The 20,588-nt window shown below is 63.4% G+C and carries 30 protein-coding genes; 2 read left to right on the top strand and 28 right to left on the bottom strand.

All coding sequences use genetic code 11. The annotated features are described in order from the left end of the window. Positions 1 to 23: 23 nt before the first annotated feature. From IVB50_RS20495 to IVB50_RS20520, 6 genes are all read right to left on the bottom strand, one after another. The gene (locus tag IVB50_RS20495; RefSeq protein WP_018456471.1) at positions 24 to 1,238 is read right to left on the bottom strand and encodes an RluA family pseudouridine synthase; all 1,215 of its coding nucleotides are present in this window, start codon (positions 1,236 to 1,238) and stop codon (positions 24 to 26) included. Then, the gene (locus tag IVB50_RS20500; protein ID WP_018456470.1) at positions 1,235 to 1,384 is read right to left on the bottom strand and encodes a hypothetical protein; all 150 of its coding nucleotides are present in this window, start codon (positions 1,382 to 1,384) and stop codon (positions 1,235 to 1,237) included. Before IVB50_RS20500 ends, IVB50_RS20495 begins: the two co-directional genes overlap by 4 nt. Next, positions 1,381 to 1,671 carry a helix-turn-helix domain-containing protein gene (locus IVB50_RS20505; protein ID WP_018456469.1) on the bottom strand — a complete coding sequence of 97 codons (291 nt, stop codon included), beginning with the start codon at positions 1,669 to 1,671 and terminating at the stop codon, positions 1,381 to 1,383. Before IVB50_RS20505 ends, IVB50_RS20500 begins: the two co-directional genes overlap by 4 nt. Continuing rightward, positions 1,671 to 2,018 (bottom strand): type II toxin-antitoxin system RelE/ParE family toxin, encoded by a 348-nt coding sequence (locus IVB50_RS20510; protein ID WP_018456468.1) that lies wholly within the window; start codon positions 2,016 to 2,018, stop codon positions 1,671 to 1,673. The genes IVB50_RS20505 and IVB50_RS20510 overlap by 1 nt, the downstream gene beginning before the upstream one ends. A gap of 63 nt (positions 2,019 to 2,081) precedes the next feature. Continuing rightward, positions 2,082 to 3,416 (bottom strand): replication-associated recombination protein A, encoded by a 1,335-nt coding sequence (locus tag IVB50_RS20515; protein ID WP_018456467.1) that lies wholly within the window; start codon positions 3,414 to 3,416, stop codon positions 2,082 to 2,084. Further along, positions 3,413 to 4,819, bottom strand: coding sequence for a DegQ family serine endoprotease (locus tag IVB50_RS20520; RefSeq protein WP_018456466.1), 1,407 nt, complete (start codon positions 4,817 to 4,819; stop codon positions 3,413 to 3,415). The genes IVB50_RS20515 and IVB50_RS20520 overlap by 4 nt, the downstream gene beginning before the upstream one ends. A gap of 310 nt (positions 4,820 to 5,129) precedes the next feature. Between IVB50_RS20520 and IVB50_RS20525 the strand changes: the two genes are divergently transcribed. Further along, positions 5,130 to 6,743 carry an OprO/OprP family phosphate-selective porin gene (locus IVB50_RS20525; RefSeq protein WP_247297049.1) on the top strand — a complete coding sequence of 538 codons (1,614 nt, stop codon included), beginning with the start codon at positions 5,130 to 5,132 and terminating at the stop codon, positions 6,741 to 6,743. A gap of 81 nt (positions 6,744 to 6,824) precedes the next feature. After that, positions 6,825 to 7,838, top strand: a complete 1,014-nt coding sequence (locus tag IVB50_RS20530; protein WP_247297051.1) for a zinc-binding alcohol dehydrogenase family protein — start codon at positions 6,825 to 6,827, stop codon at positions 7,836 to 7,838. Between the two features lie 31 nt (positions 7,839 to 7,869). On the opposite strand, the gene IVB50_RS20535 is transcribed toward IVB50_RS20530, so the two are convergent. From IVB50_RS20535 to rpsC, 22 genes are all read right to left on the bottom strand, one after another. Then, positions 7,870 to 8,163: a DUF1330 domain-containing protein gene (locus IVB50_RS20535; protein ID WP_204511511.1), complete on the bottom strand. Its 294-nt coding sequence runs from the start codon at positions 8,161 to 8,163 to the stop codon at positions 7,870 to 7,872. Between the two features lie 9 nt (positions 8,164 to 8,172). Beyond that, the gene (locus IVB50_RS20540) at positions 8,173 to 8,961 is read right to left on the bottom strand and encodes an SDR family oxidoreductase (protein ID WP_247297052.1); all 789 of its coding nucleotides are present in this window, start codon (positions 8,959 to 8,961) and stop codon (positions 8,173 to 8,175) included. A gap of 159 nt (positions 8,962 to 9,120) precedes the next feature. Continuing rightward, entirely contained in the window at positions 9,121 to 9,537 is a 417-nt protein-coding gene (gene rplQ / locus IVB50_RS20545) for a 50S ribosomal protein L17 (protein ID WP_018456461.1), read from the bottom strand. A 120-nt stretch (positions 9,538 to 9,657) separates the two neighbouring features. Beyond that, positions 9,658 to 10,689, bottom strand: coding sequence for a DNA-directed RNA polymerase subunit alpha (locus IVB50_RS20550; protein ID WP_007603046.1), 1,032 nt, complete (start codon positions 10,687 to 10,689; stop codon positions 9,658 to 9,660). Positions 10,690 to 10,800: 111 nt separating this feature from the next. After that, positions 10,801 to 11,190 (bottom strand): 30S ribosomal protein S11, encoded by a 390-nt coding sequence (gene rpsK, locus IVB50_RS20555; protein ID WP_007603045.1) that lies wholly within the window; start codon positions 11,188 to 11,190, stop codon positions 10,801 to 10,803. A gap of 122 nt (positions 11,191 to 11,312) precedes the next feature. Beyond that, positions 11,313 to 11,681, bottom strand: a complete 369-nt coding sequence (gene rpsM / locus IVB50_RS20560; protein ID WP_018456460.1) for a 30S ribosomal protein S13 — start codon at positions 11,679 to 11,681, stop codon at positions 11,313 to 11,315. Between the two features lie 187 nt (positions 11,682 to 11,868). Further along, positions 11,869 to 12,750, bottom strand: coding sequence for an adenylate kinase (locus IVB50_RS20565; RefSeq protein ID WP_247297053.1), 882 nt, complete (start codon positions 12,748 to 12,750; stop codon positions 11,869 to 11,871). Between the two features lie 264 nt (positions 12,751 to 13,014). Next, positions 13,015 to 14,346, bottom strand: coding sequence for a preprotein translocase subunit SecY (secY, locus tag IVB50_RS20570; RefSeq protein WP_007611601.1), 1,332 nt, complete (start codon positions 14,344 to 14,346; stop codon positions 13,015 to 13,017). Positions 14,347 to 14,498: 152 nt separating this feature from the next. Beyond that, the gene (rplO, locus tag IVB50_RS20575) at positions 14,499 to 14,984 is read right to left on the bottom strand and encodes a 50S ribosomal protein L15 (protein ID WP_018456458.1); all 486 of its coding nucleotides are present in this window, start codon (positions 14,982 to 14,984) and stop codon (positions 14,499 to 14,501) included. Positions 14,985 to 15,057: 73 nt separating this feature from the next. Next, the gene (gene rpmD / locus IVB50_RS20580) at positions 15,058 to 15,264 is read right to left on the bottom strand and encodes a 50S ribosomal protein L30 (protein ID WP_007603038.1); all 207 of its coding nucleotides are present in this window, start codon (positions 15,262 to 15,264) and stop codon (positions 15,058 to 15,060) included. Positions 15,265 to 15,289: 25 nt separating this feature from the next. Then, on the bottom strand, positions 15,290 to 15,877 hold the full coding sequence (rpsE, locus tag IVB50_RS20585; protein ID WP_007603037.1) for a 30S ribosomal protein S5: 588 nt from the start codon (positions 15,875 to 15,877) through the stop codon (positions 15,290 to 15,292). A 47-nt stretch (positions 15,878 to 15,924) separates the two neighbouring features. Beyond that, the gene (gene rplR / locus IVB50_RS20590; protein ID WP_007603036.1) at positions 15,925 to 16,287 is read right to left on the bottom strand and encodes a 50S ribosomal protein L18; all 363 of its coding nucleotides are present in this window, start codon (positions 16,285 to 16,287) and stop codon (positions 15,925 to 15,927) included. A gap of 11 nt (positions 16,288 to 16,298) precedes the next feature. Continuing rightward, a complete protein-coding gene (gene rplF / locus IVB50_RS20595; protein ID WP_007603035.1) occupies positions 16,299 to 16,832 on the bottom strand; it encodes a 50S ribosomal protein L6 in 534 nt (177 codons plus the stop codon). Between the two features lie 16 nt (positions 16,833 to 16,848). Next, entirely contained in the window at positions 16,849 to 17,247 is a 399-nt protein-coding gene (gene rpsH, locus IVB50_RS20600) for a 30S ribosomal protein S8 (RefSeq protein WP_007603034.1), read from the bottom strand. A gap of 14 nt (positions 17,248 to 17,261) precedes the next feature. Further along, positions 17,262 to 17,567, bottom strand: a complete 306-nt coding sequence (gene rpsN, locus IVB50_RS20605) for a 30S ribosomal protein S14 (protein ID WP_007611604.1) — start codon at positions 17,565 to 17,567, stop codon at positions 17,262 to 17,264. 46 nt (positions 17,568 to 17,613) lie between these two features. Beyond that, complete coding sequence (gene rplE / locus IVB50_RS20610; RefSeq protein WP_007603032.1) at positions 17,614 to 18,171, bottom strand: 50S ribosomal protein L5; 558 nt, start codon at positions 18,169 to 18,171, stop codon at positions 17,614 to 17,616. After that, on the bottom strand, positions 18,164 to 18,478 hold the full coding sequence (gene rplX / locus IVB50_RS20615) for a 50S ribosomal protein L24 (protein ID WP_007603031.1): 315 nt from the start codon (positions 18,476 to 18,478) through the stop codon (positions 18,164 to 18,166). The genes rplE and rplX overlap by 8 nt, the downstream gene beginning before the upstream one ends. Further along, complete coding sequence (rplN, locus tag IVB50_RS20620) at positions 18,478 to 18,846, bottom strand: 50S ribosomal protein L14 (protein ID WP_007603030.1); 369 nt, start codon at positions 18,844 to 18,846, stop codon at positions 18,478 to 18,480. The genes rplX and rplN overlap by 1 nt, the downstream gene beginning before the upstream one ends. A gap of 83 nt (positions 18,847 to 18,929) precedes the next feature. Next, the gene (rpsQ, locus tag IVB50_RS20625; protein ID WP_007603028.1) at positions 18,930 to 19,178 is read right to left on the bottom strand and encodes a 30S ribosomal protein S17; all 249 of its coding nucleotides are present in this window, start codon (positions 19,176 to 19,178) and stop codon (positions 18,930 to 18,932) included. A gap of 13 nt (positions 19,179 to 19,191) precedes the next feature. Next, entirely contained in the window at positions 19,192 to 19,398 is a 207-nt protein-coding gene (gene rpmC / locus IVB50_RS20630; RefSeq protein WP_007603026.1) for a 50S ribosomal protein L29, read from the bottom strand. Positions 19,399 to 19,403: 5 nt separating this feature from the next. After that, positions 19,404 to 19,817, bottom strand: a complete 414-nt coding sequence (gene rplP / locus IVB50_RS20635) for a 50S ribosomal protein L16 (protein ID WP_007603024.1) — start codon at positions 19,815 to 19,817, stop codon at positions 19,404 to 19,406. Between the two features lie 32 nt (positions 19,818 to 19,849). Beyond that, positions 19,850 to 20,575 (bottom strand): 30S ribosomal protein S3, encoded by a 726-nt coding sequence (gene rpsC / locus IVB50_RS20640; protein ID WP_007603023.1) that lies wholly within the window; start codon positions 20,573 to 20,575, stop codon positions 19,850 to 19,852. Positions 20,576 to 20,588: the final 13 nt, after the last annotated feature.

Below are 20,588 nucleotides of genomic sequence, written 5' to 3' on the forward strand. Positions count from 1 at the left end.
AAGCAACCCAATAGCAAACTCAACTACTCCTCCGGCGCGTTCTCGATCGGATCAAACCGGCTCGCATCGAGCCCGAGCAGGTTCCATGACTGCTGCATGTGCTGCGGCAGCGGCGCGGTGGCATCAATGAAGCCGCCGCGGGGATGCGGGATGACGATGCGGCGCGCCAACAGGTGCAGCCGGTTTTGCAGGCCGCCCGGCAGTTGCCAGTTCTCGATGTTGAAATATTTGGGATCACCGACGATGGGGTGGCCGATATGTTCCATGTGGGCGCGCAGCTGGTGGGTGCGCCCCGTCACCGGCTTCAGCGACACCCAGGTCAGCTTGTTGCCGGCGGTCTCGACCACCGCATAATATGTCACCGCGTGGCTTGCGCCCTCATCGCCATGCTGGGCGATGCGCATGATGGTGTCGTCCTCGCTCTCCTCCTTGGCAAGGAAGGTCGAGATGCGGCCCTGCTTCGGCTTCGGCAGCCCCGGCACCAGCGCCCAATAGGTCTTTCGCGCCGACCGCGAACGGAAGGCGCCGGTCAGATGCGAGGCGGCAAAGCGAGTCTTGGCGACTAGGAGACAGCCCGACGTCTCCCTGTCGATGCGGTGTACGAGGCGCGGCTTCTGGCCCTTGGAATCGCGCATCACCTCCAGCATCTGGTCAATGTGTCGCGTCATGCCAGAGCCGCCCTGCACGGCAAGTCCGGCCGGCTTGTTCAGCACGAGAACGTCGTCGTCCTCGTAGATTGTCATCTCCTTCAGCGCGGCAAGCGTCTTTTGCGCCGCCTCCGACTGCGGGTTGGGTGCCTTCGGCGTGTCGAGCTTCAGCGGCGGAATGCGGACGCTCTGGCCCTCCTCCAGGCGGTCCTTGCTGTCGACGCGCTTGCCGTCGACGCGCAGCTCGCCTTTACGAACCACCCGCTGGATGTGGGAGAACGACAGGCCGGGAAAGTGCGCTTCAAGGAAGCGATCGACGCGCATGTTGTTCTCGTCGGCCGTCACCTTGACGGTCTGCACCTTGGTCGGCAGCAATGCCTCGACGGGCTTTGCCGGTGCACCCTTTTCCGGTTCGGCTTTGGGCGCGCGCCGGTCAACGCGCTCGCTCGCAAAGCGCGGCGGCTTCGTGCCCGGCTTGCCGCCAGGCCGCAGCCCAGCAGGCTTCGCGCTGCGCGCCTTGAACGGACGCGCCTCCTTGCGCTCATCGCGCTCGCGAGGTTTCGGGTTCATTCTCTTGATGCGGCGGCTCATGCGGTTTTTCCAAGCTTTGGTGTCAACTGTGTATCGGCGCGCCGAGGCAGTGACGCGACTTCCGCGCCCATCTCGTTCTCCGCCAGCCGCAGGTCATATTGCTGTTGCAGGTTCATCAGGACGGCGCCTGGCACGAGCGAAGTCATACCAATTCGACTCGTAGTGTACGGCCAACCGCACTTGCGGCGCGTTGCAGTGTATCCAGCGTCACCGAGGGGGTCGCGGGATCAAGGAGCCGATCGAGCTGACGACGACTGGTCCTCATGCGTGCGGCCATCGCCGTCTTCGTGATTCCCTGCGTCTTCATCGCCTCCGTCAATTGCTCAGCGATAAGCTCCTTGAGAGCACGCTCCTCACAAGTCCCAAGTATACCTTGCTCGGTAAGAAACTCGTCGAACGTTTCTTTGCTCACGTGCGCTTTGCTTTTCGTCATCACGTCACCTCTCGCCTGCGCTTCAGCGCAAGATCAATATCCCGCTTTGGCGCTTTCTGCGTTTTCTTGATAAAGCCGTGGAGCAGGATCATCTGACCGTCTTCCAAACAGAAGATCACTCGCGCAATCCGGTTGCTGTCGAGATCACTTCGAACCTCCCACAATCCATCCCCCAGCGGGGCACAATGCGGGCGTCCGATCGGCCAACCGAATTCGACTTTCTGAATATCCTTCCCGACAGTTTTTCGATCTTCAGAAGGCAAATCCAATATCCACTCGCGAACAGGATTTCGACCTGTCGAGCTGACGTAGAATCTCGCGGGAAGCTTCTTCGTGCGATCGATCATTCGGCTGCGCTTATGTGTCATTTTTGACACGTAAACGCAAGCGCCTTCTCAGCGACGCAGAACCTACTTCCCACCCCGCTCCTTCCGCAACTTCGCCCAATAATCCAGCCGCTTGCGGATCTCCCGCTCGAACCCCCGCTCGGGCGGGTCGTAGAAGGTCTGGCGGCCCAGGGCTTCCGGGAAATAATCCTGGCCGGAGAAGGCGTCGGGCGTGTCGTGGTCGTATTCGTAAGATGCGCCGTAGCCTTCCGACTTCATCAGCTTGGTCGGCGAGTTGAGGATGTGTTTCGGCGGCAGCAGCGAGCCGGCCTGCTTTGCGACCTGCATCGCCTTGCCGAAGGCGGTGTAGACGGCGTTCGATTTCGGTGCGGTGGCGAGATAGACCACCGCCTGCGCGATCGCGAGCTCGCCCTCGGGATGACCGAGGAAGTCGAAAGCGTCCTTGGCCGCGTTGGCGATGGCCAGCGCCTGCGGATCGGCAAGCCCGATATCCTCGACTGCCATGCGCACGACGCGGCGGGCCAGGAACAGAGGGTCCTCGCCGGCATCGAGCATGCGCGCGAGATAATACAGCGCGGCATCGGGATCGGAGCCCCGTACCGACTTATGCAGCGCCGAGATCAAATTGTAATGGCCGTCGGCCGACTTGTCGTAGATCGGCGCCCGGCGCTGCAATATCTCCTGCAACTGCGCGGCGTCGAAAATCTCGTCCTTGCGCGCGGCGCGCCAGACTTCCTCGACGAGCGTCAGCGACGCGCGGCCGTCGCCATCGGCCATGCGCACCAGCACGGCGCGCGCTTCCTCGTCGAGCGGCAGCTTGCGGCCCTCGACCTCCTCGGCATGCGCAAACAGCTTTTCGATCGCGGCCGCGTCGAGCGAGCGAAACACCAGCACGCGCGCCCGTGACAAAAGCGCCGCGTTGAGTTCGAAGGACGGGTTTTCGGTGGTGGCGCCGACCATCACCACCGTGCCGTCTTCCATGACCGGCAGAAACGAATCCTGCTGGGCGCGGTTGAAGCGATGGACCTCGTCGACGAACAGCAGCGTGCCCTTGCCCATCTCGCGGCGTGCACGCGCGGCCTCAAAGGCCTTCTTCAAATCGGCGACCCCGGAGAACACCGCAGAGATCTGCTCGAAATGCAGATCGGTGGCGTCCGCGAGCAGCCGCGCCACCGTGGTCTTGCCGGTGCCGGGCGGGCCCCAGAACACCAGTGAGCCCAGCGTACGCGTTTCCAGCATGCGCGTCAGCGCGCCGTCGGGACCCAGAATGTGATCCTGGCCGACGACCTCCGACAGCGCGCGCGGCCGCAGCCGATCCGGCAGCGGATGCGGAGCCTCGTGATCGAGCCCCGCCGCGGCGAAGAGAGTTGGCGTCTCCTGTGGTCGCTTCGGACTCATCCGCCCAGCGTGACGTTGATCTGCTGGCCGCCACGCACTAGCGTGATGCGCCAGATGCGCTGGCGCTCGGCCGCCGCCTTCTCGAGATCGCTGGTCTTGCTGATCTTTTGGTTGTTGACCGCCAGGATGACGTCGCCCTTCTGGAAGCCGACATTCGCGGCCGCACTGTCGCCGCCGAGATCGGTGACCACGACGCCTTCGGTGTCGGCATCCAGATGCAGCTCGTCGGCCAACGCCGGGGTGATGGTCGAGACCTTCGCACCTTGGAGAGGCGAGCGCGCGGTGATGACGAGCTCGTTGCGGCCGGCATCGGGCGCGGCGTCCAGCGCCACCGTCAGCTTGATCGGCTTGCCACCGCGCTGCACGTCGATCTGCGCCGAGCCGCCAAGCGGCCGTGTGGCGAAACGATAGTCGAAGGCGTTGGGATCATCCACGGTCTGGCCGTCGATCGAGACGATCAGGTCGGAGGATTTCAGCCCGGCCTTGGCCGCCGGCCCGTTCGGGACAACGCTTGCGACCAGCGCACCGGTGGGCGAACGCAGGCCGAGACTCTCGGCGATCTCCGGCGTCACCGCCTGCAACTTCGCCCCGAGCCAGGGCCGCTTCACCGCCTTGCCGCCGCCCTTGGCGGAGGCGACGACGACGCGCACCATGTTGGCGGGGATCGCGAAGCCGATGCCCTGCGAGCCGCCGGAGCGCGAATAGATCGCGGTGTTGATGCCCGCGAGCCTGCCGTTCATGTCGACCAACGCGCCGCCGGAATTGCCAGGATTGATCGCCGCGTCGGTCTGGATGAAGAACTGGTAGTCGGTGATACCGACCTGCGTGCGCGCCAAGGCCGAGATGATGCCGTGAGTCACGGTCTGGCCGACGCCGAAGGGATTGCCGATCGCCAACACGACGTCGCCTACCATCAGCTCGTCCGAATTGGTAAATTCGAGAGCCGGAAACTTCTCCTTGGTGTCCTTCAGACGCAGCACCGCGAGATCGCTGCGAGAGTCCTTCAACACGATCTCGGCCTCGAACTCACGCTTGTCCGACAGCGACACCTTGACCTGGTCGGCGCCTTCGATGACGTGGACGTTGGTGACAACGAGCCCCGACGCATCGACGATCACGCCCGAACCGAGCGAGCGCTGCACCTGCTCCTGCTGCTGGCCGGGCACGCCGAAGAAGCGGCGGAAGATGGGGTCGTCGAGAAGCGGGTTGCGGTTCTGCACCACCTTGGCGGCGTAGACGTTGACAACCGCCGGCTGCACCCGCTGCACGATCGGCGCATAGGACAGCCGCAGTTCGGCGGGCGAGGACGGCACACGGCGGTCCTGCGCGGCGGCCGGATTGAAGTTGGCCGAAAAAGCTATGCACAGTGCCGTGACGACGGCGGTCCAGGTCGATCGAAACATTCCTACCTCTTGGAAAAGACGCCGGAATATAGGCGCGTTCGCCCCCCATTAGAAGGGCGCCCGGCGGCATATTCGACCCCCTTTGGCGTGTCCGGCCTGCAAGCTGTGCGTGCGAAATAGCAATTTGCCGGGGCTGTGGATTGGCATGATGTGCGTCATCTTGCATGGTGGTGCAAGGCGGATTCGGTTGCGGCGAATTTACACCAGTGGGAACCGCGCAACCGGCCGCAGCGTCGCGGGGTAGTCATCGATCAAACCTAGGCTCTCCGCCAGCGACTTGGGGAAGTTCGTCAAACGATGGAGTCATGACGTGAGCAGGACAAGAATTGCAGCCACGGCGATGGGTCTCGCCGCCGCACTGGCAGCCTCGCAGGCCCAGGCCCAATCGGCGAGCAGCAGCGACCAGGAGATCGCGCTCCTGAAGCAGCAGCTGAAGATGCTGGAGCAGAAGCTCGACAAGCTCCAGAGCCAGACCGCCGCGAATACCGCGGCCACAGCGAAGGCCAGGCTTGAGGCGAAGGCGGAGGCGAAAGCCGAAGCGCGTTCCGAAGCGAAGGCCGCCGTCGCCAACGCCAACGCGGCGATCCCGCTCAAGGGACCGGCGCCCGCATCCGGCGTCGTCGTGACAATGCCGAACAACCGACCGACCATCTGCACTGCCGATGGGGCTAACTGCGTCGGGATCACAAGCCGCGTGCATTGGGATGTCGGCGGCTACGACTATCGGCCCAACACGGCGGCGACCGTGCCGCAAAAGCTCGACAGCGGCGAGAACGTCCGCCGCGCGCGCATCGGTGTCGCCGGCAAGTTCTTCCACGACTGGAATTTCGCGCTGGTCTACGACTTCGGCGGCTCCTCCGACGGGTTTGGCGGCGCAGCTCCGGGTTCGCTGCCCGGCGGCGGCGTCTCCGGCATCGAGAACGCCTATCTCAGCTATACCGGCCTGAAACCGTTCGGCGGCAAGATGGCCATCGAAGGCGGCATCATGGACCTGCCCTACACCCTCGATGAGGCCACGAGCTCCAACGACATCATGTTCATGGAACGCGCCTCGGCGGGGATCGTCGCCACGAGCATCGCTGCGGGCGACTTCCGTTCGGCGGTCGGCACGCGCTGGTACAACGACGTGTTCTGGGCTGGCGCCTATGTCACCGGTCCCGCCACCGGTGCGATCCACTCAGCGTCGAGCGTTGCGCCGAACGGCACCACGGAACAATACGGCGCGGTCGCGCGTGTCGCCGGCCAAGTCCTCAGCGGCAAAGACTACTCGGTCCATCTCGGCGGCAATGCCGAATGGCTGATCCAGCCGACGCGCAATCTGGTGACGGGTGCACAGACGGTGACGCTGAACGATCGTCCGGAACTGCGCATCGATCCCACGGCGCTGGCTACGACCGGCGCAATCGCCAATGCCTCCGGCGCGCAGGTCTACAGCGTCGAAGCGGCCGCCACCTATGGACCGCTGATCCTGCAAGGCGAGTATTTCTGGTACAACATCGATCGCAGCGCCAATACCGGCCTGCCGCCGCTGGGTGCGCCAAGCCTCAAATTCCAGGGCGGCTATGCGCAAGCCGGCTACGTGCTGACGGGCGAGGGTCGCAGCTATAATGCGGCCAATGCGGCCTATGGCGGCGTCAAGCCGGCACACCCGTTCTCCCTCGAGGGCGGCGGCTGGGGCGCGTGGGAGGTCGCGGGACGCTTCTCCACGATCGACCTCAACGATCAACTCGGGACCGCAACCGGCATCGCAGGCGGCCGGCAGACCGTCTACACGGCAGCGCTGAACTGGTATGTCAACGGCAACGTCCGTTTCATGCTGGACTATCTGCATGGCACGGTATCGAGGCAGGCCACGCCGATCTCGACCGCCGATGTCGGTTCGAAGTTCGATGCGGTCGCGATGCGGACGCAGTTCGCGTTCTAGGTCTCGCTTGTCATCCCGGGGGCGCGCGAAAACGCGAACCCGGGACCCGGCATCTGCAACACTATCTGAAGGAGACAAGCCATGAAGGCCGTCGGCTACAGGAAGTCGCTTCCGATCGAGGATCAGGACGCGCTGTTCGATTTCGAGACCGCCAAGCCCGAACCCAAGGGCCGTGATATCCGCGTGGCTGTGAAGGCGATCTCGGCCAATCCGGTCGATTACAAGGTGCGCAAGCGCGCAGCCCCGCCCGAGGGCGAGACCAAGATTCTGGGCTATGACGCGGCCGGCGTTGTCGACGCCGTCGGTCCCGACGTCACGCTGTTCAAGCCAGGCGACGAGGTATTTTACGCCGGCTCGATCCTGCGCCAGGGTACCAATTCCGAATTCCACCTGGTCGACGAGCGCATCGTCGGCAACAAGCCGAAGAGCCTGTCGTTCGCGCAAGCCGCCGCCCTTCCCCTCACCTCCATCACCGCTTGGGAGCTGTTGTTCGATCGGCTCGGTGCGGTGCCCGGCAAGAGTGTCGATCCGCGCACGCTCTTGATCACGGGCGGCGCTGGCGGCGTTGGCTCGATCCTGATCCAGCTCGCCCGCCGCCTCACCGGGCTGACGGTGCTCGCGACCGCGACGCGGCCGGAGTCGCAAAAATGGTGCCTCGATCTCGGCGCGCATGCGGTGATCGACCACGGCCAACCGATGAAAGAGCAGGTCGAGAAGCTTAAGCTGCCGCCCGTCGCGCTGGTGGCGAGCCTCACATTCACCGACCAGCACTACAAGAGCATCGCCGAGTTCATGGCGCCGCAGGCCAGATTCGGCCTGATCGACGATCCCTCGGAATTCACTGTGAGCGCGTTCAAGGGCAAGGCCATCTCGGTGCATTGGGAATCGATGTTCACGCGCTCCTCCTTTCAAACCGCCGACATGATCGCGCAGCATCATCTGCTCAACGAAGTCGCCGACCTCATCGACAAGGGCGTCTTGCGCACGACGCTCGACCAGACCTTCGGCACCATCAACGCGGCCAACCTCAAGCGCGCGCATGCACTGCTCGAGAGTGGCAAGTCGCGCGGCAAGATCGTGCTGGAGGGGTGGTAGCGGCCACTCACTCCGTCATGCCCGGGCTTGTCTACGGTGCCACGCCCTCGACAAACAGCAGCCGACGCTCCAGCGCCGTGTGCCGCAGCTTCAGCGCCTCGGCGTACTCGGCCGAGGCATACCATTCCTGCGCCCGCGCCATCGATGGGAACTCCACGATGATGATGGTCTTGGGCGGCGGGCCGCCCTCCACCAATTCGGCGGCGCCGCCGCGCACGAGATAGCGGCCGCCATATTGCGCGATGGTTGCTGCGGCCAGCTCGCGATAGGCTTCCATCGCGGCTCTGTCGCGTACCTCGACCTCGGAGATCACATAGGCCGGCATCCGCAGGCCTCAGGCAATCGTATTGATGATGCCGCCCTCCGCACGCAACGCCGCGCCGTTGGTCGCCGAGGCCTCCTTCGAAGCCGCATACACCACCATGTTGGCGATCTCATCGACGCTGGCGAAGCGCTGGAGCAGCGAGCTTGGGCGATGTTGTTTGACGAAATTGGCCGCGGCCTCATCGACCGACTGGCCGTTCTGCTTGGCAAGATCCTTCACGAACGTCTCGACGCCCTCCGACATTGTCGGGCCCGGCAGCACGGAATTGACGGTGACGCCGGTGCCCCGTGTGAGCTGCGCCAGGCCCCGCGCGACCGAGAGCTGCGCCGTCTTGCTCATGCCGTAGTGGATCATCTCGACGGGAATGTTGAGCCCGGACTCCGAGGAGATGAAGACGATTCGGCCCCAGTTGCGCTTGAGCATGCCTTTCATATACGCACGCGAGAGACGCACGCCGCTCATCACGTTGACCTCGAAAAAGCGGCTCCAGTCCTCGTCCGGAATGTCGAAAAAGTCCCTCGGCTCGAAGATGCCGGCATTGTTGATGAGGATGTCGACGTCTGGCAGCGCCGCGGCCAGCGCCTTGCAGCCCGCCGCGGTCGAGACGTCGGCGGCGATGCCGCGGACCTTTCCGCCCGCCCCTTCCAGCTTGCGCACGGCCGCATCGACCTTGTCCTGGCCGCGTCCGTTGATCACGACGCTCGCACCCGAGCCGGCAAGGCCCTTGGCGATGGCGTGGCCGATGCCGGCAGTCGAGCCGGTGACGAGGGCGGTCTTTCCGGATAGGTCGATGTTCATGCGTGATCTCCGTTGATGCTTGCGGAGATATTGGGCGCTGCCGGCACGATAGCAATCGGCACTCACCGACGCGTGAGGAGCGGGACGTAACCAACAGGACGGCCAATAAAAAAGCGGCGCCCGAAGGCGCCGCTTTCTGAAAACTCTCTGCCGGTCGGCTTATGCCGCCTCGGCTTCCTTTTCCTGCACCGGACCGGAATCCAGGCCCTTGGCATCGACATCACGATCGACAAACTCGATCACGGCCATCGGGGCGTTGTCGCCGTAGCGGAAGCCGGCCTTGATGATGCGGGTGTAGCCACCCTGGCGATCCTTGTAGCGGGGCGCGAGCGTGTCGAACAGCTTCCTGACCTGATCCTTGTCACGCATCTCCGAGATGGCCTGACGGCGCATGGCCAGCCCGCCCTTCTTGCCGAGGGTAATCAGCTTCTCGACGATCGGACGCAATTCCTTCGCCTTCGGCAGCGTGGTGACGATCTGCTCGTGCTTGATCAGCGCGGCGCACATGTTGGCGAACATCGCGCGGCGATGCTCAGCGGTGCGGTTGAGCTTGCGATGAACCTTGCCGTGACGCATTTATCTATTCCTTGAATTTCATTCGTCGCGACGGTTCGTCGGACCAGTTGCTCAGGTGGGCTGCCTGCGTTCGCCCGCTAAGGCGCGATGAATTCGCGCCTCAGCCTGTTGTCGTTCGGATCAGTAGTGATCCTCGAAGCGCTTGGCGAGCTCGTCGATGTTCTCCGGCGGCCAGCCCGGCACTTCCATGCCGAGGTGCAGACCCATCTGGGCCAGCACTTCCTTGATCTCGTTCAGAGACTTGCGGCCGAAGTTCGGAGTGCGGAGCATTTCCGCTTCGCTCTTCTGCACGAGGTCGCCGATGTAGACGATGTTGTCGTTCTTCAAGCAATTGGCCGAGCGCACCGACAGCTCGAGCTCGTCCACCTTCTTGAGGAAGGCCGGGTTGAAGGCGAGGTCCGGGATGATCTCCTGGGCGACTTCCTTGCGCGGCTCTTCGAAGTTGACGAACACGTTGAGCTGATCCTGCAGGATGCGCGCCGCGTAGGCCACGGAATCATCCGGCGTCAGTGCGCCGTTGGTCTCGATCGTCATGGTCAGCTTGTCGTAGTCGAGGATCTGGCCCTCGCGGGTGTTCTCGACCTTGTAGGAGACCTTGCGGACCGGCGAGTACAGGCTGTCGACCGGGATCAGGCCGATCGGTGCGTCCTCGGGGCGGTTGCGCTCGGCGGGAACGTAGCCCTTGCCCGTTGCGACCGTGAACTCCATACGGATCTCGGCGCCCTCATCGAGCGTGCAGATCTGCAGGTCGGGATTGAGCACGACGACGTCGCCCACGGTCTGGATGTCGCCGGCGGTGACGACGCCCGGTCCGGACTTCTTGACGACCATGCGCTTGGGGCCTTCGCCCTGCATCTTGATCGAGATGTCCTTGATGTTGAGCACGATGTCGGTGACGTCCTCACGGACGCCCGCGATCGAGGAGAACTCGTGCAGCACGCCGTCGATGTGCACCGACTGCACTGCCGCGCCCTGGAGCGAGGACAGCAGGATGCGGCGTAGCGCGTTGCCGAGCGTCTGGCCGAAGCCGCGCTCGAGCGGTTCGGCGACGATGGTCGCGAAACGGGTCGGATCGCTGCCGGGCTGTACCTGCAGCTTGTTCGGCCGAATCAGTTCTTGCCAATTTTTCTGGATCGTCACTGTTTCACCCATACAGGCCAGTCAGACTGCTGTTGCAGGCACTGGCGTTGGAGAAAGGCCGCAGATCATTTCCACGGCTTTGCAAAAAATCATCGCGGGCGCCAATGCGCCCGCAATCTGGTATCAAACGCGCCGACGCTTACGGGGACGGCAACCGTTGTGCGGGATCGTGGTCACGTCGCGGATCGAGGTGACGGTGAAGCCCGCGGCCTGCAGCGCCCGGAGCGCCGATTCGCGGCCCGAACCGGGACCGGCGACTTCGACTTCCAGCGTGCGCATGCCGTGCTCCTGCGCCTTCTTCGACACGTCCTCGGCGGCAACCTGTGCGGCATACGGGGTCGACTTGCGCGAGCCCTTGAAGCCCATCGTGCCGGCGGAGGACCAGGCAATCGTGTTGCCCTGCGCGTCGGTGATGGTGATGGTCGTGTTGTTGAACGACGAGTTCACGTGCGCGACGCCGGAGGCGATGTTCTTGCGCTCACGACGACGAACGCGGGTGGCTTCCTTGCCCATAGACTACCTTTCCTGAAGATCTCAACGCCGCCGTAATGCCAGCGGCTACACCTGTGGAACGAAAGGCGCGTGGCGAACGGGTCATCCCCGGGTCGCCACACGCCGTGATTGGATGCGAAAACTTACTTCTTCTTGCCGGCGATGGCCTTGGCCGGACCCTTGCGCGTACGCGCGTTGGTGTGGGTACGCTGGCCACGCACCGGCAGACCGCGACGATGGCGCAGGCCGCGATAGCAGCCGAGGTCCATCAGACGCTTGATGTTGATGCCGACCTCACGACGCAAATCGCCCTCGACCATATAGTCGCGGTCGATCACTTCGCGGATCTGGAGCACTTCGGCGTCGCTGAGCTGATTGACGCGACGATCCACCGGGATCTTCACCTTCTCCAGAATCTCACCGGCGATCTTCTGACCGATGCCATGGATGTACTGGAGCGCGATCAGCACGCGCTTGTTGGTCGGGATGTTCACGCCGGCAATACGGGCCACGGCCTTCTCTCCTGTCGCCAATCCCTCGTCAGGAATCGGGCTTTAAGTGCTTGGTTTCTCGGGCAGGTGTTCACAAACGCGAACACGACGCCCACCCCTAGTCTTCCTGGGGCCCGGCATCGTTTGAAACTATCCGACTTGGATGCGGGGCTTATTAGGGGATTCAGGGGGCTTTCGTCAACCGCTGCTAGCGCTTAGCTCGCCTTTTCGTGACCTTTTTTGCGACCTTTTTGGCACCTTTCTTGACAGCCTTCCTGGCGGTCTTTTTGGCTGCCTTCTTCTTCCCCGCCTTCTTGGCGGCTTTCTTGACGATTCTCTTGCCTGCCGTCGTAGCCTTCTTGGCCGCCTTCCTGGATTTGGCAGCCTTTTTGGCCGCTTTCGCAGGCTTTTTGGCCGATTTCTTCGCCGCCTTGGCCTTTCTGGCCGGGGCCGCCTTTGTCGCACTCCGGGCGTGCGTCTTGCCATGCGTCTTGGGCTCGACCGCCCCGAGCGCCAGGAGTTGGCGATGGATGGCGCGGGTGACCTCATCGATGGCCATCATGCCGTCGATGGTCGAGAGCTTGCGCCGCTCGGAATAGTAGTGAATCAGCGGTTCCGTTTGGCTGCGGTAGCTGGCGAGGCGCTTGGTCAGGACCTCCGGGGTGTCATCGAGCCGGACCTCTTCCCCGCGCTCGCGCATCTGGGCGACGCGAGTCTCGACGCGATTCAGGAGCGCGCTTTCGTTGACGCGGAGCTCGATCACGGCATCGAGCTTGAGGTGCTTGTGCTTGAGCAGCTCATCCAGCGCCTCGGCCTGCGGCACGGTCCGCGGGAAACCGTCAAGGATGAAACCGTTTTTGGCATCCGGCTGATCGATCCGATCGGAGATGATCCCCACCACGACATCGTCTGGCACGAGACCGCCGCTGGCCATGATCTCCTTAGCCTTGAGCCCGACCGGCGTTCCGGCCGCCACCGCTGCACGCAACATCTCGCCGGTCGAGAGCTGGACGATGCCATAGCGCTGCACCAGCAGCTGCGCCTGGGTGCCCTTGCCCGATCCCGGTGGCCCCAGAAGTATAATTCTCATCGGCGTACGCCCCCCGATTGGTGCGCGATACGTCGCGCGCCCGTGTTTTGAAGTCCAGTTACAGTGCAAATCATAATCAGCGCCGCACCGCTACCCATATCATAGGGGAGCAAATGGCCGGACGCCAAGAAGCCTTTGAAATCAATGCTTGCACGACAGGAAGAGCGACTCTGCCGAGGCGACCGAATGGCCGGCTCGCCGTCCGCGCGCATTGCACGCGCGGCGAATCGGCGGCGCAATCGCGCCGCCCGAGGGACGCCGCGCTTAACGGCGGCGGCCGCGCAGCTTCGACTTCCGGATCAGGCCTTCGTACTGATGTGCCAGGAGATAGCCCTGCACCTGCGCCACCGTATCCATGGTGACGCTGACGACGATCAGCAGCGAAGTGCCGCCAAAGTAGAACGGCACCGACGCGTAGGAGATCAGGATTTCCGGAATCAAGCAGACGATCGCCAGATACACCGCGCCGAGCACGGTGATCCGCGACAGCACGTAGTCGATATATTCCGCGGTACGCTCGCCGGGGCGGATACCCGGAATGAAGCCGCCGTGCTTCTTCAGATTGTCCGCGGTCTCGGTCGGATTGAACACGATCGCGGTGTAGAAGAAGGCGAAGAACACGATCAGCGCCAGATACATGATCAGGAACAGCGGACGGCCGTGGCCGAGCTGGGTGTTGATCCACTGGAACCATTCCGGCCCGCTGCCCGCGTTGAAGTTCGCGACCGTGGTCGGCAGCAGCAGCAGCGAGGACGCGAAGATCGGCGGGATCACGCCCGAGGTGTTGAGCTTGAGCGGCAGATGCGAGGACTGCCCCTCGAACATCTTGTTGCCGACCTGGCGCTTCGGATACTGGATCAAGAGCCGGCGCTGGGCGCGCTCCACGAACACGATGAAGGCGATCACGGCCACCGCCATGATGATGACGACCAGAATCAGGCCGGTCGACATCGCACCCTGACGGCCAAGCTCGAGCATGTTGGCGAGCGCCGCGGGCAGCTCGGCGACGATGCCGGAGAGAATGATCAGGGAAATGCCGTTGCCGATGCCGCGCGAGGTGATCTGCTCGCCCAGCCACATCAGGAACATGGTGCCGCCGGTCAGCGTGATCGCCGTCGACAGGCGGAAGAACATGCCGGGGTCGCTGACGACGTTGCCAGCGCCTTCGAGGCCCACCGCAATGCCGTAGGACTGGAACGCGGCCAGGATCACCGTGAGATAACGGGTGTACTGGTTGAGCAGCTTGCGGCCGGACTCGCCTTCCTTCTTCAGCGCCTCGAGCTGCGGCGAGACGGTGGTCAGGAGCTGGATGATGATGGACGCCGAGATGTACGGCATGATGTTCAGCGCAAAGATCGCCATGCGGTGAATGCCGCCGCCAGCGAACATATTGAACATGCCGAGGATGCCGCCCGCCTGGGAGCGGAACACCTGCTCCCAGATGTTGGGATCGATGCCGGGCAACGGGATGTAGGTCCCGAGCCGATAAACGAGCAGCGCGCCCAGGGTGAACCAGATGCGCTTCTTCAGTTCGTCGGCCTTGGCAAACGCACCGAAATTGAGATTGGCTGCCAGTTGTTCCGCTGCAGAGGCCATCTTGGACTTTCTCCCGCCGCTTATTGCGCCGTTATGCCCGCGGCCGGGCTACATTATACCGGACACCGGACATTATCTGGGGCTACGGCTTCGATAAGTCCATCGTCCCGCGTGCGTAAAGGCCCGCGAGCCGCGGGCCGATGACGCAGTTGTTACGCCGCCTCGCCTTCTTCCTTGGCAGGCGCGAGGATCTTCACCGAGCCGCCGGCCTTCTCGACTGCCGCGATCGCGGTCTTCGAGGCACCGTGCACTTCGATGTTGAGCTTGGCCTTGAACTCGCCGCGGCCGAGCAGCCGCAGGCCGCCCTTGGCGCGGCGCAGCACGCCGGCCTTGACCAGGGATTCGACGTTCACGACGCTGCTGGCGTCGATCTTTTTGGCATCGACCGCATCCTGGAGCCGGTCGAGATTGATCTCGGCGAACTCGACGCGGAAGATGTTGTTGAAGCCGCGCTTCGGGAGACGGCGATGCAAGGGCATCTGGCCGCCTTCGAAACCCTTGATGCGCACGCCCGAACGCGCGGTCTGGCCCTTGCCACCGCGGCCGGCCTGCTTGCCCTTGCCCGAACCAATGCCGCGGCCGACGCGCATACGCTTCTTGCGCGAGCCGGCATTGTCGGCGATATCGCTGAGCTTCATCGCCCTGCTCCTTGTTTCTTGCGCATGACCTTCACCGAAAACGGGTCCCCGCTCCGGGATCGTGCGCCTTTGCTTACTTCTCGTCGACGATGCGAACGAGATGGTGAACTTTCAAGATCATGCCACGGACCGCCGGGGTGTCCGGCAGTTCGCTGGTGCGGCCGATCTTGTTGAGCTTGAGCCCGATCAGCGTCGAACGCTGCGAGTGATGGCGGCGGATCGCGCTGCCGGTCTGCTCGATCTTGATCGTCTTTGCGGTCGTAACGGCACTCTTGGCCATAGGCGTCTACTCCGAAAAGCTTCCGTTATTCGGCAACCGCCTCGGCGTCACCACCGATACGGCGGGACTGGAGGGTGGACACCTTGATGTTGCGGCGGGCAGCGACCGAGCGCGGCGAATCCTGATGCTTCAGCGCATCGAAGGTCGCGCGAACCATGTTGTACGGGTTCGACGAGCCGATCGACTTCGCAACCACGTCCTGGACGCCGAGCGTCTCGAACACGGCGCGCATCGGACCGCCGGCGATGATGCCGGTACCGGCCGGAGCTGCGCGCAGGTAAACACGGCCCGCGCCATGACGGCCGGCGATGTCGTGATGCAGCGTGCGGCCCTCGCGCAACGACACGCGGGTCAGGTTGCGCTTGGCGGATTCGGTTGCCTTGCGGATCGCCTCGGGCACTTCGCGCGCCTTGCCGTGACCGAAGCCGGCGCGGCCCTTCTGGTCGCCGATCACGACCAGCGCTGCGAAACCGAAGCGCTTGCCGCCCTTGACGACCTTGGCGACGCGATTGATGTGGACGAGCTTGTCAACGAACTCGCTGTCGCGCTCTTCCCTGCGTTCACGTCCGCCGCCGCGTTGATCGCGTCCACCACGCTGTTCGCGTTCTGCCATGGTTTTTCCAGTCCTTCAGAGGCTTACGCCTCAATCCTCAAATTCTGTTAGAAGCTCAGCCCGCTTTCACGCGCCGCGTCGGCAAGAGCCTTGACGCGCCCGTGATAGAGATAGCTGCCGCGATCGAACACGACTTCCTTGACACCCTTCTCGGCGGCGCGCTCGGCCAGCAGCTTGCCGACCGCCTTCGCCGCATCGATGTCGGCGCCGGTCTTGCCGCCATCGCGCATCGACTTCTCGAGCGACGAGGCAGAGGCCAGCGTCTCGCCCTTCAGGTCGTCGATGACCTGGGCGTAGATGTGCTTGGACGAGCGGAACACCGACAGGCGCGGACGGCCGCCACCCGAGCGGCGCAGCTTCAGACGTACACTGCGCTTGCGCCGGGCATTCGTAACCTTGGCTTTCGACATGACCGGCTCCGTTACTTCTTCTTGCCTTCCTTGCGGAAGATGAATTCGCCAACATACTTCACGCCCTTGCCCTTGTAGGGCTCCGGCGGACGATAGGAGCGAATCTCGGCGGCGACCTGGCCGACGCGCTGAATGTCGCTGCCCGTCACCGTGATCTCGGTCGGCTTCGGCACGGTAATCGTGATCCCTTCCGGGATCGCGTAGACCACATCGTGGCTGTAGCCGAGCGCGAGCTGCAGGTTCTTGCCCTGCAGCGCGGCGCGGTAACCGACGCCGGTGATTTCGAGCTTCTTCTCGAAACCCTTGGTGACACCCTCGACCAGATTCGCGACCTGGGCGCGAGCGGTCCCGTACAGGGCCCGCGCGCGGTTGGTCTCGACCCGCGGGTTCACCTTGACCTGGCCGTTGTCGAGCTTCACCTCGACGTCGTTATGGACGACGAACTGAAGCTGGCCCTTCGGCCCCTTCATCTTGACGGTCTGCCCGTCGACGGTCGCGGTCACACCCGACGGCACCGCTACCGGTCTTTTGCCAACACGTGACATGGATCAAAAATCCTTCTCAGAACACCGTGAAGAGAACTTCGCCGCCCACGTTCGCTTCACGCGCACTGTGGTCAGCCATGATTCCCTTCGGCGTCGACAACACCGAAATGCCGAGTCCGTTATTGACCCGCGGCAGGTTCTTCACCGAGGCGTACACGCGACGTCCGGGCTTGGAGACACGCTCGATCTCACGGATAACGGGCTCGCCGTCGAAATACTTCAGCTCGATCTCGATCTCGCTGCGGCCCGAGGAATGCTCGAGCGTCGCGTAACCGCGGATGTAGCCTTCGCTCTTCAGCACCTCGAGCACGTTCTCGCGCATCTTCGAGCCAGGCGTGGAGACCTTGTTCTTGGAGCGCATCTGCGCGTTACGGATGCGGGTGATCAGATCGCTGATTGGATCGTGCGTAGACATCTAAACGACCCTCCTTACCAGCTGGACTTCACGAGGCCCGGGACCATGCCCTTGGAGCCAAGGTCCCGCATTGCGATGCGGGACAGTTTGGTCAAGCGATAGTTCGAGCGCGAACGGCCCGACAGCTCGCAACGCAGACGGATGCGGGTCGCCGACGAGTTGCGCGGCATTTCCGCCAGCTTCAGGGTCGCAGCGAACCGCTCCTCCATCGGCAACGTCTTGTCGGCGATGATCGCCTTCAACCGCTCGCGCTTCGGGGCGGCGTTCTTCGTCATCCGCTTGCGCCGGTTGTTCTTCTCGATTGAACTCTTCTTTGCCATGCTTGGCTCCTGGGTATCCGCGTTTGAGAGGCTTTAGGTCAGCGTCTCACTGCCGGAACGGGAAATTGAATGCGGTCAACAAGGCCCTCGCCTCGTCGTCGGTCTTGGCCGTGGTGCAGACGGTGATGTCCATACCGCGGGATTCCGTGACCTTGTCGAAGTCGATCTCGGGGAAAATGATGTGTTCCTTGAGGCCGAGCGAGTAGTTGCCGCGGCCATCGAAGCTCTTCGGGTTCAAGCCGCGGAAGTCGCGGACGCGGGGCAGCGCGACCGTCACCAGACGATCGATGAACTCGTACATACGGGCCTTGCGCAGCGTGACCTTGCAGCCGATCGGCTGGTTCTCACGCAACTTGAAGGTCGCGATCGCGATCCGCGAATAGGTCACGATCGCCTTCTGGCCGGCGATCTGGGTCAATTCCGCAGCGGCGTTCTCGGCCTTCTTGCGGTCGTTGACGGAATCGCCAACGCCCATGTTCAGCACGACCTTGTCCAGGCGCGGAACCTGCATGACGTTCTCATAACCGAACTTCTCGGTCATTTCCGTCCGGATCTTCGCGTCGTATTCCGCGCGCAGGCGCGGTGTGTAAGCGGCCTCAGCCATCGATCTCAGCTCCCGAGCTCTTGGCGATGCGGACCTTCTTGCCGTCCGCCAGAATCTTGAATCCGACGCGGGTCGGCTTCCCGTCCTTGCCGACATACGCGATGTTGGACAGTTGGATCGGCGACTCTTTCGAGATGATGCCGCCCTCCTGGGCCTGCGTCTGCTTCTGGTGACGCTTGACCATGTTGATGCCGCGCACCAGCGCCGTACCGGCGTCGGGACGCACTTCGAACACCTCGCCGGTGCGCCCTTTGTCGCGGCCGGTCAGCACGACGACCTTGTCGCCCTTGCGGATCTTCGCAGCCATCACAGCACCTCCGGCGCGAGCGAGATGATCTTCATGTGGTTCTTGGCGCGCAGCTCGCGCGGCACGGGCCCGAAGATACGGGTACCGACCGGCTCGGACTGATTGTTGATCAGAACGGCGGCGTTGCGGTCGAAGCGGATGACCGAACCGTCGGCGCGGCGAATGTCCTTGCGGACGCGCACCACGACGGCCTTCATCACGTCGCCCTTCTTCACCTTGCCGCGCGGAATAGCTTCCTTGATCGAGACAACGATGATGTCGCCGATCGTGGCGTAGCGGCGCTTGGAGCCCCCGAGCACCTTGATACACATGACACGGCGTGCGCCAGAATTATCGGCCACGTCGAGGTTGGTCTGCATCTGAATCATTGATGCACCTCGTCCTCTTCTCTTTGCGCCAGCCCAGCCGGCGCTCAACATTAACCTGAAGTCAGTCGAATAAAGCCAACAGATCAGGCGCTTTTCTTGTGTTCGCCCCGGATCACGACCCAGCGCTTCAACTTCGAAATCGGCTTCGATTCCTCGATCCACACCATGTCGCCCGGCTTGAACTCGTTGCTCTCGTCGTGCGCGTGGTAGTTCTTCGAACGGCGGATCGTCTTCTTGTAGATCGGGTGCGTAAAGCGGCGATCGACGCGCACCACGATGGTCTTGGCTTGCTTGTCGCTGACGACCACGCCCTGCAAAGTACGTTTCGGCATCTTCGTAAGCCTCTTACTTCTTCTTCGCGCGCGTCTGCGCGGCGACGGTCTTGATCCGGGCGATGTCACGGCGGGCTTCGCGCAGGCGCGAGGTGTTCTCGAGCTGCCCGGTGGCGCGCTGGAAGCGCAGGTTGAAGCGCTCCTTCTTCAGGTTCAGGATGGCGTCGTCCTGCTGATCGGGGCTCAACGCGCGGATGTCTTCGATTTTCATCTGGGCCATGGCCATTACTCCGCAATGCGCTCGACGAAGCGCGTCTTGATCGGCAGCTTGGCTGCCGCCAGGGTCAGCGCTTCACGCGCCGTCTGGGTGTTGACGCCGTCGATCTCGAACAGCACCCGGCCCGGCTTGACGCGCGCGACCCACAATTCCGGCGCGCCCTTGCCGGAACCCATGCGGACTTCGGCAGGCTTCTTCGACACGGGAACGTCGGGGAATATGCGGATCCAGACGCGGCCGGCGCGCTTCATGTGGCGGGTCAGCGCGCGGCGAGCGGCTTCGATCTGGCGCGCGGTGACGCGCTCAGGCTCGGTCGCCTTCAGACCGAACTGGCCGAACGCCAACGTCGCGCCCGAAGACGCAACGCCGTGGATACGGCCCTTATGCGCCTTCCGGAACTTCGTTTTCTTAGGTTGCATCATGGCTTCAAGCCCTCAAATTCTCTGTGCTGGCGTCAGGCTGCAGCGTTGTCCCGGCGCTGCCGGCCGCCGCGATCGCCGCCGCCACCAGTCTCACCTTCGGCCATTCTCTTGTCCTGGGCCATCGGATCGTGCTCGAGGATCTCGCCCTTGAAGATCCAGACCTTGACACCGCAGGTGCCGAAGGTCGTGAACGCGGTCGCAACCCCGTAGTCGATGTCTGCGCGCAGCGTGTGCAGCGGCACGCGACCTTCGCGGTACCACTCCATGCGCGCGATTTCCGCACCGCCCAGACGTCCCGAGCAGTTGATGCGGATGCCTTCCGCACCGAGACGCATCGCTGACTGCACGGCGCGCTTCATGGCGCGGCGGAACGCCACGCGGCGCTCCAGCTGCTGCGCGATCGACTCGGCCACCAGCGTCGCATCGAGCTCCGGCTTGCGGATTTCGACGATGTTGATGACCACGTCGGACGCCGTGATGTCCGCGACCTTCTTGCGCAGCTTGTCGATGTCGGCGCCCTTCTTGCCGATCACCACGCCCGGACGAGCCGAGTGGATGGTGACGCGGCACTTCTTGTGCGGACGCTCGATCACGATGCGGGCAACGGCTGCCTGCTTGAGCTCCTTGTGCAGGATCTCACGAATCTTGACGTCCTCGTGCAGCAGCTTGCCGTATTCCTGCTTGCCGGCGTACCAGCGGGAATCCCAGGTCCGGTTGATGCCGAGACGCAGACCGATCGGATTGATCTTTTGACCCATCGTGTTCTCCTGC

It is taken from the genome of Bradyrhizobium sp. 87, assembly GCF_023073015.1.
Classification (GTDB): Bacteria; Pseudomonadota; Alphaproteobacteria; order Rhizobiales; family Xanthobacteraceae; genus Bradyrhizobium; species Bradyrhizobium canariense_D.

Coding starts and splice junctions, on each gene's coding strand:
- IVB50_RS20495 (WP_018456471.1), bottom strand. CDS start 1,238: ATGAGCCGCCGCATCAAGAGAATGAACCCGAAACCTCGCGAGCGCGAT.
- IVB50_RS20500 (WP_018456470.1), bottom strand. CDS start 1,384: ATGACTTCGCTCGTGCCAGGCGCCGTCCTGATGAACCTGCAACAGCAA.
- IVB50_RS20505 (WP_018456469.1), bottom strand. CDS start 1,671: ATGACGAAAAGCAAAGCGCACGTGAGCAAAGAAACGTTCGACGAGTTT.
- IVB50_RS20510 (WP_018456468.1), bottom strand. CDS start 2,018: ATGATCGATCGCACGAAGAAGCTTCCCGCGAGATTCTACGTCAGCTCG.
- IVB50_RS20515 (WP_018456467.1), bottom strand. CDS start 3,416: ATGAGTCCGAAGCGACCACAGGAGACGCCAACTCTCTTCGCCGCGGCG.
- IVB50_RS20520 (WP_018456466.1), bottom strand. CDS start 4,819: ATGTTTCGATCGACCTGGACCGCCGTCGTCACGGCACTGTGCATAGCT.
- IVB50_RS20530 (WP_247297051.1), top strand. CDS start 6,825: ATGAAGGCCGTCGGCTACAGGAAGTCGCTTCCGATCGAGGATCAGGAC.
- IVB50_RS20535 (WP_204511511.1), bottom strand. CDS start 8,163: ATGCCGGCCTATGTGATCTCCGAGGTCGAGGTACGCGACAGAGCCGCG.
- IVB50_RS20540 (WP_247297052.1), bottom strand. CDS start 8,961: ATGAACATCGACCTATCCGGAAAGACCGCCCTCGTCACCGGCTCGACT.
- rplQ (WP_018456461.1), bottom strand. CDS start 9,537: ATGCGTCACGGCAAGGTTCATCGCAAGCTCAACCGCACCGCTGAGCAT.
- IVB50_RS20550 (WP_007603046.1), bottom strand. CDS start 10,689: ATGGGTGAAACAGTGACGATCCAGAAAAATTGGCAAGAACTGATTCGG.
- rpsK (WP_007603045.1), bottom strand. CDS start 11,190: ATGGGCAAGGAAGCCACCCGCGTTCGTCGTCGTGAGCGCAAGAACATC.
- IVB50_RS20565 (WP_247297053.1), bottom strand. CDS start 12,750: ATGAGAATTATACTTCTGGGGCCACCGGGATCGGGCAAGGGCACCCAG.
- secY (WP_007611601.1), bottom strand. CDS start 14,346: ATGGCCTCTGCAGCGGAACAACTGGCAGCCAATCTCAATTTCGGTGCG.
- rplO (WP_018456458.1), bottom strand. CDS start 14,984: ATGAAGCTCAGCGATATCGCCGACAATGCCGGCTCGCGCAAGAAGCGT.
- rpmD (WP_007603038.1), bottom strand. CDS start 15,264: ATGGCCAAGAGTGCCGTTACGACCGCAAAGACGATCAAGATCGAGCAG.
- rpsE (WP_007603037.1), bottom strand. CDS start 15,877: ATGGCAGAACGCGAACAGCGTGGTGGACGCGATCAACGCGGCGGCGGA.
- rplR (WP_007603036.1), bottom strand. CDS start 16,287: ATGTCGAAAGCCAAGGTTACGAATGCCCGGCGCAAGCGCAGTGTACGT.
- rplF (WP_007603035.1), bottom strand. CDS start 16,832: ATGTCACGTGTTGGCAAAAGACCGGTAGCGGTGCCGTCGGGTGTGACC.
- rpsH (WP_007603034.1), bottom strand. CDS start 17,247: ATGTCTACGCACGATCCAATCAGCGATCTGATCACCCGCATCCGTAAC.
- rpsN (WP_007611604.1), bottom strand. CDS start 17,567: ATGGCAAAGAAGAGTTCAATCGAGAAGAACAACCGGCGCAAGCGGATG.
- rplE (WP_007603032.1), bottom strand. CDS start 18,171: ATGGCTGAGGCCGCTTACACACCGCGCCTGCGCGCGGAATACGACGCG.
- rplX (WP_007603031.1), bottom strand. CDS start 18,478: ATGGCTGCGAAGATCCGCAAGGGCGACAAGGTCGTCGTGCTGACCGGC.
- rplN (WP_007603030.1), bottom strand. CDS start 18,846: ATGATTCAGATGCAGACCAACCTCGACGTGGCCGATAATTCTGGCGCA.
- rpsQ (WP_007603028.1), bottom strand. CDS start 19,178: ATGCCGAAACGTACTTTGCAGGGCGTGGTCGTCAGCGACAAGCAAGCC.
- rpmC (WP_007603026.1), bottom strand. CDS start 19,398: ATGGCCCAGATGAAAATCGAAGACATCCGCGCGTTGAGCCCCGATCAG.
- rplP (WP_007603024.1), bottom strand. CDS start 19,817: ATGATGCAACCTAAGAAAACGAAGTTCCGGAAGGCGCATAAGGGCCGT.
- rpsC (WP_007603023.1), bottom strand. CDS start 20,575: ATGGGTCAAAAGATCAATCCGATCGGTCTGCGTCTCGGCATCAACCGG.